This window comes from Streptomyces sp. NPDC126510, from assembly GCF_040302345.1.
Classification (GTDB): Bacteria; Actinomycetota; Actinomycetes; order Streptomycetales; family Streptomycetaceae; genus Streptomyces.
This window is the reverse complement of the sequence record NZ_JBEORR010000007.1, coordinates 186307-201103: the sequence shown is the minus strand read 5'-3', so window position 1 is coordinate 201103 and position 14797 is coordinate 186307. Positions and strand designations below refer to the sequence as shown.

Sequence of the window (14797 nt, the reverse complement as noted above, 5' to 3'; positions counted from 1 at the left end):
TTTCATCGATCCAGGCTTGCGGAAGTGTCGAGACCTCGTGCACAGTGACCTCGTGGCCAGTCGAAGCGCAGATCAGAAGGGCTCGCGGGAGTCCCGCGAGCCCTCCCGCGAGTCCAGGAACGGCAGCTCGCCGCAGCTGGACGCCGTGTCCCTCGCCATCATCGAGCAGCTCCAGGAGGACGGCCGCCGGCCGTACGCCGCCATCGGCAAGGCCGTGGGCCTGTCGGAGGCGGCCGTGCGCCAGCGCGTCCAGAAACTGCTCGACCAGGGCGTGATGCAGATCGTCGCCGTCACGGACCCGCTCACCGTGGGCTTCCGCAGACAGGCGATGGTCGGCGTCAACGTCGAGGGCGACGTGGAGTCGGTCGCGGACGCGCTGTCGGCCATGTCCGAATGCGAGTACGTGGTGATGACGGCGGGCTCCTTCGACCTGATGGTGGAGATCGTCTGCGAGGACGACGACCACCTCCTCGACGTCATCAACAAACGCATCCGGGCCGTGCCCGGAGTGCGCTCCACCGAGAGCTTCGTCTACCTCAAGCTCAAGAAGCAGACCTACATGTGGGGAACCCGATAACCGTGAGGACCCGATAGCCGTGAGCAAGGACCTCTCCCAGTCCGCGTACGACCACCTGTGGATGCACTTCACGCGCATGTCGTCGTACGAGAAGGCCCCCGTCCCCACCATCGTCCGGGGCGAGGGCACGTACATCTACGACGACAAGGGCAAGCGCTACCTGGACGGCCTCGCCGGCCTCTTCGTGGTGCAGGCCGGGCACGGCAGGGTCGAGCTCGCCGAGACCGCCTTCAAGCAGGCGCAGGAGCTCGCGTTCTTCCCGGTGTGGTCCTACGCCCACCCCAAGGCCGTCGAGCTGGCCGAGCGCCTCGCCGGGCACGCGCCGGGCGACCTCAACAAGGTCTTCTTCACCACCGGCGGCGGTGAGGCGGTGGAGACCGCCTGGAAGCTCGCCAAGCAGTACTTCAAGCTGGTCGGCAAGCCCACCAAGCACAAGGTCATCTCCCGCGCGGTCGCCTACCACGGCACCCCGCAGGGCGCCCTGTCCATCACCGGCCTGCCGGCCCTGAAGGCCCCCTTCGAGCCGCTGGTGCCGGGTGCCCACAAGGTCCCGAACACCAACATCTACCGGGCCCCGATCCACGGCGACGACCCCGAGGCCTACGGCCGCTGGGCCGCCGACCAGATCGAGCAGCAGATCCTCTTCGAGGGCCCCGACACCGTCGCCGCGGTCTTCCTGGAGCCGGTGCAGAACGCGGGCGGCTGCTTCCCGCCCCCGCCCGGCTACTTCCAGCGGGTGCGCGAGATCTGCGACCAGTACGACGTGCTGCTCGTCTCGGACGAGGTCATCTGCGCCTTCGGCCGTCTGGGCACGTACTTCGCCTGCGACAAGTTCGACTACGTGCCGGACATGATCACCTGCGCCAAGGGCATGACCTCGGGCTACTCCCCGATCGGCGCGTGCATCATCTCGGACCGCCTGGCCGAGCCGTTCTACAAGGGCGACAACACCTTCCTGCACGGCTACACCTTCGGCGGCCACCCGGTCTCCGCGGCCGTGGGCCTGGCCAACCTCGACCTGTTCGAGCGCGAGAACCTCAACCAGCACGTCCTGGACAACGAGGGCGCCTTCCGCTCCACCCTGGAGAAGCTCCACGACCTGCCGATCGTCGGCGACGTCCGCGGCAACGGGTTCTTCTACGGCATCGAGCTCGTGAAGGACAAGCACACCAAGGAGTCCTTCGACGAGGAGGAGACCGAGCGCGTCCTGTACGGCTTCCTGTCCAAGGCGCTGTACGACAACGGCCTGTACTGCCGCGCCGACGACCGCGGCGACCCGGTCGTCCAGCTCGCCCCGCCGCTGATCTCCGACCAGTCGACGTTCGACGAGATCGAGCAGATCCTGCGCGCCACCCTCACGGAGGCGTGGACGAAGCTCTGACGCCCGTCGCTCCGATCGTCTGCCTGGATGATCAACACCGGCCCCGGTGCCGCCCGTTCGAGTGAGAAACGGCGGCCCGGGGCCGCGTGCTGTCCGGCGACCCGCCGCCTTCTGCCTAGCGTGCCCAGTGACCGATCGGCCCTGCCTTCGTTCCCCCGCACGGGGGATGGCACGGGAACTACGGATCTGAACCGAGGTGTACGCGCATGGAGGCCCCGCCGGACAACGACGTGCTCTGGGCACGCGCCCTGCACTTCCAGCACGACGACGGCTCGCCCGCGCTCTGCGGCGTCTCGCTCGGCGTGCGCGAGGGCGAGATCCTCGCCCTGAGCGGCCCGCGCGGCAGCGGCAAGACCACCCTGCTGCGGTGCCTGTCCGGCCTGGTGCCCGTCCGGCGCGGCGAGGTCTGGTTCAACAGCGTGCCCGTGCACACCATGGGCCCCCTCACCCGCGAACGGCTGCGCCGCGACCGCTTCGGCTGGATCGACCCGGCCCCCTCCCTGGTCCCGGAGCTCAACGCCTGGGAGAACACCGCCCTTCCGCTGATGCTGCGCGGCACCAGCCGGCGCCGCGCCAAGACCGTGGCCCTGGAGTGGCTGGAGCGCCTGGACGTCGGCGACAGCGCCCGCAAACGACCCCACCAGCTGGTGCAGGCCCAGCGGCAGCGGGTCTGCATCGCCCGCGCGCTGGCCCCCGCGCCCTCGGTGCTGTTCGCCGACGAGCCCACGGCTCCCCTGCACCGCGCGGACCGCGCTCATGTGCTGCGCACCCTCACCACCGCGGCCCGCTCCCACCGCATCACCGTCGTCCTGGCCACCCACGACGCGGAGACCGCGGCCCTCGCCGACCGCACGGTGTCCCTGCTCGACGGGCGGCGCGTGCAGACGGTGCACCTCCCGCCGGTCGCCGAGACCAACGAGCCGGAAGGCCGGGCGGCGTGCTCGCTCTCCGTCTGACCCGCGGCGCCCACCCCGCCGTCCAGCTGCGCCGTCTCCTGGTGGCGGCCGCCTCGGCGGGCACGGGCTTCCTGCTGCTCTGTGCCCTCGGCTACGCGCTGGGGCACCCCGGCGCCCCCGGTTCCGCCGCGCTGCGACTGGTCTGGTGCGCGGCCCCGACGGCCGCCACGGTGTACTTCGCGGTCGCGGTCGCCCGTACCGACCCCGCCACCAAGCCCCGCGCCGCTCTCTCGGCGATCGGCCTCGGCCCGGTGCGCATGATGGCCGTCTCGGCGACGACGACGGCCCTGTCCTGCACGCTCGGCTCGATGCTGGCCCTGCTCGTCTTCCTGCACCTGCGGGGCGACCTGACGGGCATGCCCTTCGACGGCGCCGCCGCCGAGTCCCTCGCCGCGGGCCTGCCCCTGCCGCTCCCGGCAGCTCTGACCCTGCTGTCGCTCGTGCCCGTCGGCACGTCGGTGGCGGTGGCACTGGCCCTGCGGCCGCGCGAGGCGGGGCCCACCGGGACCCGGGCGGCCCGGACGTACGGCCGGTTCGGCGCGTACCGGCGCACCAGCACCCGTGAGACGTTCGGGGCGTACGGCCGGTTCGGTCGGCAGATCGTCCGGCCCACGGGCGGCCACGCCGCCGAGCCCGCCGCGAAGAGCGGCCCGCCCGCGGCCCGGACGAGCGAGCCGGCCTCGGCGGCGGTCGCGGGTCCCGGCGCGTCGGTGAGCGCGGTCGCGGCCCCTCCGGCCCGGGTGCCGGGCCACACGCTCGCCGGACCGGCTGAGCCGGCCGGCCCGCAGACGGACGCCGGGGGCCCGGCCCGGCTCCCCGCGGCCCCCCCTTCGGCCGCAGCGGCCGCGAGCGCCCCGGCCGGCGATCCCGCCCAGTGGCTCAGCCCGCGCGCGGCGGAGCCGGACGCGGCAGGCGCCATCAGCCCCGCCGGAGCTCTGGCAAGGCACCCGGGCCCGCACCACGCGACCCTCGACGCCCCCGACGGCCTCACCGCCCCCGACGCGGCCCTGCCGGACACCACCGCCGCCCCCTCCGGTCTGCCCTGGGGCATCACGGTGCTGGCCGCGGGCCTCGCGGTGGAGAGCTACACGAGCCGCACCGCGCCCTCGCCCCCCGACCTGTCCTTCTCCGGCGCCTCCCCCGGCGTGATGGCGGGCTGGGCGCTGGCCGTCGTCGGCCTGGCCCTGGCCGGTCCGGGCCTGACGCATCTGTGCGGACGGCTGCTCCAGTCGGCCCGCCCCGGCGCCCGGCGGCTCCTGGCCGGCCGCATCCTCATGGCGGAGTCCGTCCGCATCGGGCGGCCCCTGGGCGTCGTCTGCGCGGTCCTGTCCGCCGCGTGGGCCATGGCTCTGCTGCACGCCCCGGACGGACTCGCGCTCGGTCCGCTCACCACCCTCGGGGTGGTCCTGGTGACCGGCTGCACCACGGCGACGCTCCTGACGGCCGCCGTCGAAGCCCGTCAGGCCCGAGCCGGGACCACCGCCGCGCTGCTGCGGCTCGGCGCCCCCGCCACGATGCTGCGCGGCGCCGCCGCCCTGCGCGCGGGCGCCCTGCTCGCCCTGTTCGGTCCCCTCACCCTGACGGTGGCGGAACTGGCGGCGCTGCCCCTGGCGCGCTGAGGCCGCGGCTCCCGCCGGAAAACTCGTGCGGAGAAAGTCTCCGTGCGGCGATGAGTTCCGGTCCGGCCCCCGGTCTATCCCGCGTAACGACACGGACGTGATGGGAGAGACCTCGCATGTACCAGCAGATGATCTTCGTGAACCTGTGCACCGGCGATCTCGGCGCCTCGAAGAAGTTCTTCACGGAGCTGGGCTTCACGATCAACGAGCAGTTCAGCGACGACACGACCGCCTCGGTCGTGATCAGCGACACCATCGTGGTCATGGTGCACACCAGGGAGAAGTACCTCCAGTTCACCAAGAAGGAGATCGCGGACTCGACGAAGACCAGCGAGGTGCTGATCGCGCTGAGCGCCGAGAGCCGCGAGAAGGTCGACGAGCTGGTCGAGAAGGCGGTCGCGGCGGGCGGTTCCGTCTCGGGCGAGACCCAGGACCACGGCTTCATGTACGACCGCGCCTTCGACGACGTGGACGGCCACACCTTCGAGGTCGTGTGGATGGACCCGGCGGCCGTCCAGGGCTGACGGCGGCTGTGCCAGCATGGGCGCGTGCAGACGATGCCCGCCCATGCGGCCCACCACGACGACCGTGAGATAGAGAGCCTCGAGGAGTTCGACGCGACCGTCTCGGCACGCGGCACCCTCGCCGGACACCGCGTCCAAGCCATCGATCTGACGGACCGTACGCGCGAACTGCTCACCCACGACACGGCGGGCGCGGTCTTCCTCGGCTGCGCGATGCGCGAGGACGCGGCCGCGAAGGTCCGCGGCGACGGCGCCCTCGTCTTCCCCCCGGTCCCGGGTCTGCCGTTCGACCCGTACCGCGGCCTGGTCTACTCCCCGGAGGAACTCTTCGCGTCGCTGGCCGACGGCTACGAGGCCACGCCCGACGCCCTCGCCTATGCCTGGTTCCAGCGCACGAAGGCGGACCGCGACATCCACGCGTCGATGCTGCGCTCGATCCACGACGACTCCGTCTCGGACGCGCTCGACGAACTCCTGTCCGGCGCCCGGGTCGTGGGCGTCATGGGCGGTCACGCGATGGCCCGCGGCACCGAGGAGTACGCGGGCGCCGCACGGCTCGGCCGGGAGCTGGCCCGGGCCGGCTTCACGATCGCGACCGGCGGCGGCCCGGGCGCCATGGAGGCGGCGAACCTCGGCGCCTACGCCGCCCCCTTCGACGACACGATGCTCGCCGAGTCGCTGGAACTCCTCGGCAAGGCACCGCACTTCACCCCGTCCATCACCCAGTGGGCCGCCGCCGCCTTCGAGATACGCGCTCGCTGGCCCCAGGGCGGCCGTTCGGTCGGCATCCCGACCTGGTTCTACGGCCATGAGCCGCCGAACGCCTTCGCCTCCCACATCGCCAAGTACTTCGCCAACGCCACCCGCGAGGACGGCCTGCTGGCCCGGTCGAACGCGGGCGTGGTGTTCCTGCCGGGAGCCGCCGGGACCGTCCAGGAGATCTTCGACAACGCCACGCCCAACTACTACGAGTCGCGCGGCGAACCCACGCCGATGGTGCTGGTGAACCGAGTGCACTGGACGGAGAAGCTGCCGGCGTGGCCGCTGCTGCGGTCGCTGGCCGGGGGGCGCTCGATGGAGGCGCGGATCGCGCTGGTGGAGCGGATCGAGGAGGCGCCCGAGGCGTTGAAACGTCTCGGCGGTTAATAAGAAGGCAAAGCAAGTGCTTGCAGGCTGCATATGCGTTGACACTACTTATGCGGCGCTTATAGACCTGAGAGCCTCACGGTAGTGCTGATGCCCAGTCAGCACTGCCTCAGCCCCCCGCATTCGCAATCCTGTAAAGGACAAACGTGGCAGTTCTGTCCGTATCCCGCCGCGCACGTGCCGTGCGCGTCCTCGGTGTCGTCTCCGCCTCGGCCGCGCTCGCGCTCGGCACCGCCGGCAACGCGCTCGCCTGCAACATCAGCGAGTTCTCCGCCGAGGCGAAGTGCGATGGCGACAAGGGCGTCATCACGGTCACCGACGTGGACCCCGCCGGCATCCCGGCGACGGTCACCGTCTACCTGCAGAACAACGGCGCCGACGCGAAGAAGGTCGGCGAGCAGGTCGTCAAGGGCTCGCGCGAAGGCACCACCATCACCTTCGCCGACGACTGGAAGGCGAACGCCGAGTACCGCGTCCACGTCAAGGCCGCTTCGTACGTCGACGAGGACATCAAGCCGAACCTCGTCACCCCGGCCACGGCCTGCAAGAAGAAGGAGGAGGAGCCCCCGGCTTCGACTCCCCCGGCGACTCCGACCCCGTCGGCGTCCCCGTCGACGCCCGCCGAGGAGAGCGAGAGCCCGGCTCCGGAGCCGTCGGAGAGCCAGAGCAGCTCGCCGGCGGGCAACGCGCCCGCCCCGGCCGGTGACTCCAACCTCGCCGAGACCGGTGCCAACTCCAACACCGGCCTCATCGCCGGCATCGCGGCGGCCCTGGTCGTCGTCGGTGGCGGTGCGGTGTTCTTCGGCATGCGCCGCCGCGGGGCGAACAGCGACAGCTGACGCCCGAGCACACACCATGGCGTGGCCCGCCCCCCGACCGGGGGCGGGCCACGTCCCGTCTCAGCCGAAGGTGGCCCGCTCCAGCCAGAACTCCAGCAACTCCCGTTCGCCCAGGACCTCCAGCTCCTTCGCGTCCAGGGGCAGCCGACGGTAGAACGCGAGCAGCACGAAGGTGAGCGGCCCGCGCAGGGCGACCGTGGCCTTCTCGTGGCCCCGGCGCCAGCGGACACCGTCCTCGGTCAGCTCGACGAGCCACTCGGCGTTCAGGTCCGGTCCCGTGTCGGTGGCGTGCAGATGGATGCTGCGGCCCGGGCCGACCAGCTCCCCCACCACGTCCTGCGGCTCCGTCCGCTGCACGTACTCCACGATCTGGAGCCATTCGTCGATCGCGTCGGCGGCGACCTCGGGCGCGACCTCGTAGGGCAGCCCGGCGGCGAGTGCGGCGTCGGCGCGGTGCACGGTGATCTCGTGGGTCATCCTGCGGGCCCAGAACCCGGAGGTCCGTATCCCGGCCCAGCCCCACACCTTCGCGTCCGGCCCGGCCTCCCGCAGCGTGGCGACGATCCGTTCGCCCGTCTCCGCCAGCCAGGCGTCCAGTGCGGCGGCGTCACCGGCGGCCTCCGGACCGGCCACACCCGGCACCTGCTCCTCGGGCACCTCCTCCTCGGCCCGGGTCCGCACCATCAGCTCCGCCCAGCGCAGGGCACCGCCCGTGTGCCGGACGAGTTCCTCCAGCGACCAGTCGGGGCAGGTCGGCACCGTGCCGGACAGATCGGCCCCGGAGCTCACCACCTGCCTCAACAGGACGATCTGGTGGGCGATTTCGTCGCAGCAGCGGCCGTGCGCGAGTGGCGTCATGCCTCGCACCCTAGGCGGGGGCCTTCAACCGAGCACCACGATTTCGGCCGCGTCGAACTCCACCCCGACCTCGTCCCCGACCTCCGGTGCCGCCCGCAGCGCGCACGCCGCCTCCAGACGCGGGGCGTCCGGGGCCTGGAGGTGGAGGGCGACATGGGTGCCCTTGAAGGTGCGCGCGGTGACCGTGCAGCGCAGGCCCGTGTCGGCGGGTACCAGGCGCACCCCGGCGGGCCGCACCAGCAGGGTGCGTGCGCCCTGCGGGGCGTTCTCCGGCACCGGTACCTTGCCCCAGGGCGTGTCGGCGGCCTCCGTCCCGACCGTCGCCTCGACCACGTTCTCGAAACCGAGGAAGCGGGCGACGAAGGCGTCGGCGGGCCGCTGCCACACCTCGAGGGGCGTACCGGACTGCGCGATCCGCCCGTCCCGCATCACCACGACCCGGTCGGCCAGCGCGAAGGCCTCCCCCTGGTCGTGCGTCACTGCGAGCACGGTCGTGCCCAACCGGCCGAACAGTTCCTTCAGTTCGACGACAAGGCGCTCCCGCAGCGACCGGTCGAGCTGTCCCAGCGGCTCGTCCAGCATCAGCAGCCGGGGGTTCGGCGCGAGGGCCCGGGCCAGCGCCACCCGCTGCTGCTCCCCGCCGGACAGCGCGGCAACGGCCCGCCGGCCCGCGCCCGGCAGCCCCACGAGGTCCAGCAACTCCTTGACCCGTTCGGCCTGTTGCCGCTTCGACTCGCCGTGCATCCGCAACCCGAACGCCACGTTGCCGGCCACGTCCCGCTGCGGGAACAGCTGGTGGTCCTGGAACATCAGCCCGACGCCCCGCCGGTGCGCGGGTACGCCCGCCTGGCTCCGGCCGTCGAGCACCACCCGCCCGGAGTCGAGGTGTTGCAGCCCGGCCACCGCCCGCAGCAGGGTCGACTTGCCGCTGCCGCTGGGCCCGAGCACACACACGATCTCGTGCTCGGCGACCTCCAGATCGACGGCGTCCAGCACGGCACGCCCACCGAAGCGGACCGTCGCGCCCTGCAGGGCCAGCAGCATCAGAACTCCCCCGTCCGGTCCGTGCGGAGCCTCTCCAGCACCAGCAGGGCCACCGCGCACACCACCATCAGAATCGTCGAAAGGGCCATCGCCTGGCCGTAGTTGAGGTCGCCGGGCCGCCAGAGCAGCCGGGCCACCGCCACCGGCAGCGTCGGCCGGTCGGGGCGTGCGATGAACACCGTCGCGCCGAACTCCCCGAGGGACACGGCGAAGGCGAACCCGGCCGCGATCAGCAGCGCCCGCCGCACCATCGGCAGGTCCACCTCCCGCCACACCCGCCAGGGCGAGGCCCCGAGCACCGAGGCCGCCTCCCGCAGCCGCACGTCCACCGCCCGCAGCACGGGCAGCATGGTCCGCACCACGAACGGCACCCCGACCAGCGCCTGCGCGAGCGGCACCAGGACCCAGGAGGACCTGAGGTCCAGCGGCGGCTCGTCGAGGGAGATCAGGAACCCGAAGCCGACGGTCACCGCGGACACCCCGAGCGGCAGCATCAGCAGGGCGTCGAAGCCGCGCACGAACCGCCCGGCGTCCCGGCGGGTGAGCGCGACCGCGGCGAGACCGCCGATCACCACCGCGATGAGCGTGGCGGCGACGGCGTACGACAGGGAGTTGCCGATCGCCTCGATCGGCGGGACCAGGAACACTCCCCCGTCCTCGCGGGTCAGCGCCCGGTAGTAGCCGAAGCCCGGCGCGCCCAGGGACCGCTGCACCAGCACGGCGAGCGGCAGCACGATCAGGACGGCGACGGTGACGAGTACCCCGCCGAGCAGCGCCCACTGCCCCGTTCCCCGTGGCCTGCGCCCGGTCGCGGAGGCGTCCACCAGCCGCAGCGCGGTCTCCCGCCGCCGCACGGTCCAGGCGTGCAGGGCGAGGATCGCGCCCACCGCGACGAACTGGATGAGGGTCAGTACGGCGGCCGTGGACAGGTCGAAGATCTCCGAGGTCTGCCGGTAGATCTCCACCTCCAGGGTGGAGAAGGTGGGCCCGCCGAGGATCTGCACGACACCGAAGGAGGTGAAGGTGAACAGGAAGACCATCAGCGCGGCGGCGGCCACGGCCGGGGCGAGCGCGGGCAGCGTGACCTGCCGCCAGGCCTTCAGAGGCGATACCCCGAGCATGCGCGCGGCCTCTTCCTGCCGCGGGTCGAGCTGCGCCCAGAGCCCGCCGACGGTCCGGACGACGACCGCGTAGTTGAAGAAGACGTGCGCGAGCAGGATGGCCCACACCGTGGTGTCCAGCCGTACGCCCCACAGCTCGTCGAGCAGCCCGCCCCGGCCGACGAGCGCCAGGAACGCCGTACCGACGACGACCGTCGGCAGCACGAACGGGACGGTCACGACCGCCCGCAGGACCTGCTTGCCGGGGAAGTCGAAGCGGGCGAAGACGTACGCGCCGGGGAGTGCGACGAGCAGGGTGAGCACGGTGGAGACCACCGCCTGCCAGGTCGTGAACCACAGGACGTGCCGGACGTCCGACTGCGCCAGCACCTCCCCGATCCGCCCGAGGTGCCAGGCCCCGTCGGTCTTGAGGCCGCGCGCGACGATCGCGGCGACGGGGTAGGCGAAGAAGGCCGCGAAGAACGCGACGGGCACGGCCAGCAGACCGAACCGCGCCGCCGCGCCCCGCCTCCGGGCGGCTACTTCAGTACGAGTGAGGTCCACGACTTGACCCACTGGTCACGGTGGTCGGCGATCTTCGCCGGGTCCATGGTCTCCGGGTCCTTCGCCTGCGGCCCGTACTTCACGAACTCCGGCGGCACCTGGGCGCCCTCGGTCACCGGGTAGACGAACATGTTGAGCGGCATGTCCTCCTGGAACCTCTTGCTGGTCAGGAAGTCCAGGAACGCCTTGCCGCCCTTGGCGTTCTTCGCGTTGGCGAGCAGCCCGGCGTACTCGACCTGCCGGAAGCAGGTGCCCTCGGCGACGCCGGTGGGGGCGGTGCTCGGCTTGGGGTCGGCGTAGACGACCTCGGCGGGCGGCGAGGAGGCGTACGACACGACGAGCGGCCGGTCGCCCTTGGCCTTCTTCCCGCCGGCCGACCCGGAGAACTCCTGGTTGTAGGCCTGCTCCCAGCCGTCGACGACCTTGACGCCGTTGGCCTTGAGCTTCTTCCAGTAGCCCTCCCAGCCCCCGTCGCCGTACCGGGCGGCGGTGCCGAGCAGGAAGCCGAGGCCGGGCGAGGAGGCGGAGGCGTTCTCGGTGACGAGCAGGTTCTTGTACTGCGGCTCGACGAGATCGTCGAAGCTCCGCGGCGGCTGCAGCTTGTGATCGGCGAAGTACTTCTTGTCGTAGTTGACGCAGATGTCGCCGGTGTCGATGGGCGTGACGCGATGCTGCTTCCGGTCGACCCGGTACTCGGCCTTTACCTGGTCGGACCCCTTCGCCTCGTACGGCTGGAAGAGGCCGTTGTCGAGGGCGCGGGACAGCAGGGTGTTGTCGACCCCGAAGAAGACGTCGCCCTGCGGGTTGTCCTTGGTCAGGATGGCCTTGTTCACGGCCTGTCCGGCGTCGCCGTCCTTCAGGACGTTCACCTTGTAGCCGGACTGCTTCTCGAAGGCCGCGATGACGTCCTTGGACGCGGCCCACGAGTCGTGACTGACGAGCGTCACGGTCTTGGAGTCGCCGGACCCCTGGCCGCTGTCGGACGACCCGCACGCGGCGAGCGTGCCGGCCATGCCGAGCCCGACGACGACAGCCGTCAGTCGCTTCTTGTTGTCGCTCACTGGATTCCTCCTGGGGTGACCAGGAGAAGACGCGGCCCTGCCCGGGACTTCCGTGGTCCCGGGCAGGGCGCAACAGCTCGAGTGGTGACCGATCTCCCTACCCAGAATGACCTGGGCCAGGTTCGGAGGGTCTGCGGCCGTGTGCCGCACTCTCAGCGCTGTGGCGCTCCCCTGTCGGAATATGCAGATGTTCTTACGCGGGTCAGACTACCGTTCGGTGGCGGCGAGCTGACCACACGCCCCGTCGATCTCCTGACCACGGGTGTCCCGGATCGTCACCGGCACACCATGGGCGGCGATGGCCTCCACGAACGCCTTCTCGTCCTCGGGCCGCGAGGCGGTCCACTTGGAACCGGGCGTCGGGTTCAGCGGAATGAGATTGACATGCACGGGCTTGCCCTTGAGTAGCCGCCCGAGCCGGTCACCGCGCCAGGCCTGGTCGTTGATGTCCCGGATCAGCGCGTACTCGATGGACAGCCGACGGCCGGACTTGGCGCTGTACTCGAACCCGGCGTCCAGCACCTCGCGCACCTTCCACCGGGTGTTCACCGGCACGAGGGTGTCGCGCAACTCGTCGTCGGGAGCGTGCAGCGAGATGGCCAGCCGGCACTTGAAGCCCTCGTCGGCGAACCGGTGGATGGCGGGGACGAGGCCGACGGTGGAGACGGTGATGCCGCGCTGCGAGAGCCCCAGGCCGTCGGGCTCGGGGTCGGTGAGCCGCCGGATGGACCCGACGACCCGGTTGTAGTTGGCGAGGGGCTCGCCCATGCCCATGAAGACGATGTTGCTGAGCCGGGCCGGGCCGCCGGGGACCTCCCCGTCCCTGAGCGCCCTCATGCCGTCGACGATCTGATGGACGATCTCGGCGGTGGACAGATTCCGGTCCAGCCCCGCCTGCCCGGTCGCGCAGAACGGGCAGTTCATCCCGCATCCGGCCTGCGAGCTGATGCACATGGTCACCCGGTCCGGGTAGCGCATCAGCACGGACTCGACGAGCGTCCCGTCGAACAGCCGCCACAGGGTCTTGCGGGTGGTGCCCTGGTCGGTCGACAGATGCCGCACGACGGTCATCAGCTCGGGCAGCAGGGCTTCCTGCAGCCGCCCCCGGGCACCGGCCGGAATATCGGTCCACTGCTCCGGATCATGCGCGTACCGCGCGAAGTAGTGCTGCGAGAGCTGCTTGGCACGAAACGGCTTCTCCCCGACCGCGGCAACAGCCTCCTTGCGCTCGGCAGGAGTGAGATCGGCAAGATGCCGCGGCGGCTTCTTGGCTCCGCGGGGGGCGACGAAAGTGAGTTCTCCGGGTGCAGGCATAACCCTCCCAGTGTCGCAGATCAACTCCGGGAGCCCAGGCCAGAGTGGGGTGGGGGTGGTCACCCGCGGGTGCCGTCTGTCGGCGTTGGTCGGCTTCGGACGGCCCAGGGACGGCCCAGGGGCGCGTGCTCTGGGGTTGGGATGATCTCTCCGGGGGGGGGTGCGAGGGACATGCTTGAACTGATGGAGTGGCTGGCTGAGCGCGGAGTCACGACCGTCTGCAAGGTCGACGGTGACCGCATGGTGGAGCGGGGGAAGGCATGGATGGTCATCATCAGCGGTGGACCGCTTGGCGAGGACTCGTTCTTCCGTGCCGACCTGGCTACGGCAGACGCATGCCTTGATTCGTTGCTTGCGCACCTGGAGGGCAAGGGCCTGTCGCCGTTCGCATGATCAGTGTGTCCCCTACAGTCGTCGCTACCGCTCGATGCGGACTATGGGCGGGGAGGTCGCTGAGGTCTGCTGGGCCGGTCAGAAGCGCTATACGGAGCAACGGCGGTCAATGCCAGTCAGTGCGGTTGCTGTACTCCGCGGCTGTACTGTGCCGCCACGGGAAACCCTTCGGCGTCTGCCCTGTTCTCGCAATCGCCAGTGCAGTCTGAGATGTCAAGCCGAAGGCCTTGGCTTCTTGTTGGTCAGCTTCCTCTGCATCCTCTTGATCTTCTTCCTGTCGATCAACTTCTCCAAGGCGTTGCCTTCAAGATTGTCGACTAGGCGTGGGTCCGGGCGAAGAGGTTGCGGTTTGCTTTGGTTGCTCGGGGCGCTCATTACTGTCTCCTTCGGCTTTAGTCATCGTACCCGCGACCAAGAAGCCAAGGGAAACGATGAGCAACAGCAGTGACACGAAGAGCAACCAAGCCTTGGCTCCGGTTTTCCGGTTCATCCCGAGCAAAGCAGCACGCGTGTCAAATACAACCTTCCGGATGACGCTCTCAGGCTGCCCACTATATAGGCCTCGCAGCCGTACCGGATCGATGCTGCTGCCGCTCCGGAAGAACAGGGACAGCACGATCAACAAGCCTGCCCCTGCCGCCAACCATTGTGCGACCAGTTGCATGTCACTGGCCTTGTCCGTGTCCTTAACAGCCCCTACCAAAACAGCCACGAAGATCAGAAGGATGCCCCCCTTGCTGTCCAAGCTGTCGACTCGACGTTCTTGCAAGTCGATTTCTTGGTCAAGCTCCGAGCGGAAAAATTGATCTTCATCCCAACCGCTGGTGCTCTGTTGTCGAGACATGCGCCAGCACACCAGACCAATAGGCAGCAAGCCCAGGAGCCCGAGACCCCACTTGATCCAGTACTTGCGCATGTACGCAATGTAATTGCATAGATCATGGGGCGCACTTCCGCGGGCAAGCTTTGTCACGCGGTCGGCGTAGCAACTGGCCGGAGTTGCTCGCAGGTCGGCGGCTCCAGGAAAAGTGGACACACCTTCCGCACACACTCCCCTTCCTCCACCACCCACCGAACCCAGCTCCCATCCCGTCTGCCGTCGACCCACACACCGTGGAGCGGGCGTGGTTCCTGGCGTCCAGGTGGAGCGCGCCACTGTACGAACGACCTGGACGCCAGGGGCCGCGTCTGCTCGGCTCTGCCTGGGTCGATGGCAGGCGGGATGGGAGCTCCCCGCGCACGCCACCAATCGGCCGGCACTCGCGAACGGCGCCCCCTCCATCTCGGAGCCTGAGCGCCCCCGCCGGAGGCATGTTTGAGCGTTGCCGCGCTCCCGCGGTTCTCGACTCATGGCCCCGGCCTGTTTCACATGTGGGCGCGCGTCGGCGCAGCCCGGGCGGAGCGGGCCGAAGGCAGGAGCG

General features: G+C 70.5%; 14 protein-coding genes and 1 riboswitch. Of the genes, 8 read left to right on the top strand and 6 right to left on the bottom strand.

Translation table 11 applies throughout. The features are described from left to right. The first annotated feature begins 37 nt into the window (after window positions 1-37). From ABTX60_RS11990 to ABTX60_RS11960, 7 genes are all read left to right on the top strand, one after another. Window positions 38-577 carry an Lrp/AsnC family transcriptional regulator gene (locus ABTX60_RS11990; RefSeq protein WP_352096941.1) on the top strand — a complete coding sequence of 180 codons (540 nt, stop codon included), beginning with the start codon at window positions 38-40 and terminating at the stop codon, window positions 575-577. A gap of 19 nt (window positions 578-596) precedes the next feature. Next, window positions 597-1958, top strand: a complete 1362-nt coding sequence (locus ABTX60_RS11985) for an aspartate aminotransferase family protein (RefSeq protein ID WP_352096940.1) — start codon at window positions 597-599, stop codon at window positions 1956-1958. Between the two features lie 206 nt (window positions 1959-2164). Further along, a complete protein-coding gene (locus ABTX60_RS11980) occupies window positions 2165-2914 on the top strand; it encodes an ABC transporter ATP-binding protein (protein WP_352096939.1) in 750 nt (249 codons plus the stop codon). Further along, the gene (locus ABTX60_RS11975) at window positions 2896-4533 is read left to right on the top strand and encodes a hypothetical protein (protein WP_352096938.1); all 1638 of its coding nucleotides are present in this window, start codon (window positions 2896-2898) and stop codon (window positions 4531-4533) included. Before ABTX60_RS11980 ends, ABTX60_RS11975 begins: the two co-directional genes overlap by 19 nt. 116 nt (window positions 4534-4649) lie before the next feature. Further along, the gene (locus tag ABTX60_RS11970; RefSeq protein WP_352096937.1) at window positions 4650-5057 is read left to right on the top strand and encodes a VOC family protein; all 408 of its coding nucleotides are present in this window, start codon (window positions 4650-4652) and stop codon (window positions 5055-5057) included. A 24-nt stretch (window positions 5058-5081) separates the two neighbouring features. Continuing rightward, a complete protein-coding gene (locus ABTX60_RS11965) occupies window positions 5082-6203 on the top strand; it encodes an LOG family protein (RefSeq protein WP_352096936.1) in 1122 nt (373 codons plus the stop codon). Between the two features lie 146 nt (window positions 6204-6349). Further along, the gene (locus tag ABTX60_RS11960) at window positions 6350-7042 is read left to right on the top strand and encodes an LAETG motif-containing sortase-dependent surface protein (protein WP_352096935.1); all 693 of its coding nucleotides are present in this window, start codon (window positions 6350-6352) and stop codon (window positions 7040-7042) included. A gap of 60 nt (window positions 7043-7102) precedes the next feature. On the opposite strand, the gene ABTX60_RS11955 is transcribed toward ABTX60_RS11960, so the two are convergent. The 5 genes from ABTX60_RS11955 to rlmN form a co-directional block, all read right to left on the bottom strand. Next, window positions 7103-7900: a maleylpyruvate isomerase family mycothiol-dependent enzyme gene (locus ABTX60_RS11955; RefSeq protein ID WP_352096934.1), complete on the bottom strand. Its 798-nt coding sequence runs from the start codon at window positions 7898-7900 to the stop codon at window positions 7103-7105. A 24-nt stretch (window positions 7901-7924) separates the two neighbouring features. Further along, on the bottom strand, window positions 7925-8944 hold the full coding sequence (locus ABTX60_RS11950; RefSeq protein WP_352096933.1) for an ABC transporter ATP-binding protein: 1020 nt from the start codon (window positions 8942-8944) through the stop codon (window positions 7925-7927). Beyond that, complete coding sequence (locus ABTX60_RS11945) at window positions 8944-10608, bottom strand: ABC transporter permease (RefSeq protein WP_352096932.1); 1665 nt, start codon at window positions 10606-10608, stop codon at window positions 8944-8946. Before ABTX60_RS11945 ends, ABTX60_RS11950 begins: the two co-directional genes overlap by 1 nt. Further along, window positions 10584-11621: a thiamine ABC transporter substrate-binding protein gene (locus ABTX60_RS11940; RefSeq protein WP_352097035.1), complete on the bottom strand. Its 1038-nt coding sequence runs from the start codon at window positions 11619-11621 to the stop codon at window positions 10584-10586. Before ABTX60_RS11940 ends, ABTX60_RS11945 begins: the two co-directional genes overlap by 25 nt. Before the next feature lie 124 nt (window positions 11622-11745). Then, window positions 11746-11852, bottom strand: a riboswitch (TPP riboswitch). 24 nt (window positions 11853-11876) lie between these two features. Further along, complete coding sequence (gene rlmN / locus ABTX60_RS11935; protein WP_352096931.1) at window positions 11877-12983, bottom strand: dual-specificity RNA methyltransferase RlmN; 1107 nt, start codon at window positions 12981-12983, stop codon at window positions 11877-11879. A gap of 171 nt (window positions 12984-13154) precedes the next feature. Between rlmN and ABTX60_RS11930 the strand changes: the two genes are divergently transcribed. Further along, entirely contained in the window at window positions 13155-13376 is a 222-nt protein-coding gene (locus ABTX60_RS11930; RefSeq protein WP_352096930.1) for a hypothetical protein, read from the top strand. 304 nt (window positions 13377-13680) lie between these two features. Here ABTX60_RS11930 and ABTX60_RS11925 read toward each other — a convergent pair whose 3' ends face one another. Next, window positions 13681-14292, bottom strand: coding sequence for a hypothetical protein (locus ABTX60_RS11925; protein WP_352096929.1), 612 nt, complete (start codon window positions 14290-14292; stop codon window positions 13681-13683). Between the last annotated feature and the right edge of the window lie 505 nt (window positions 14293-14797).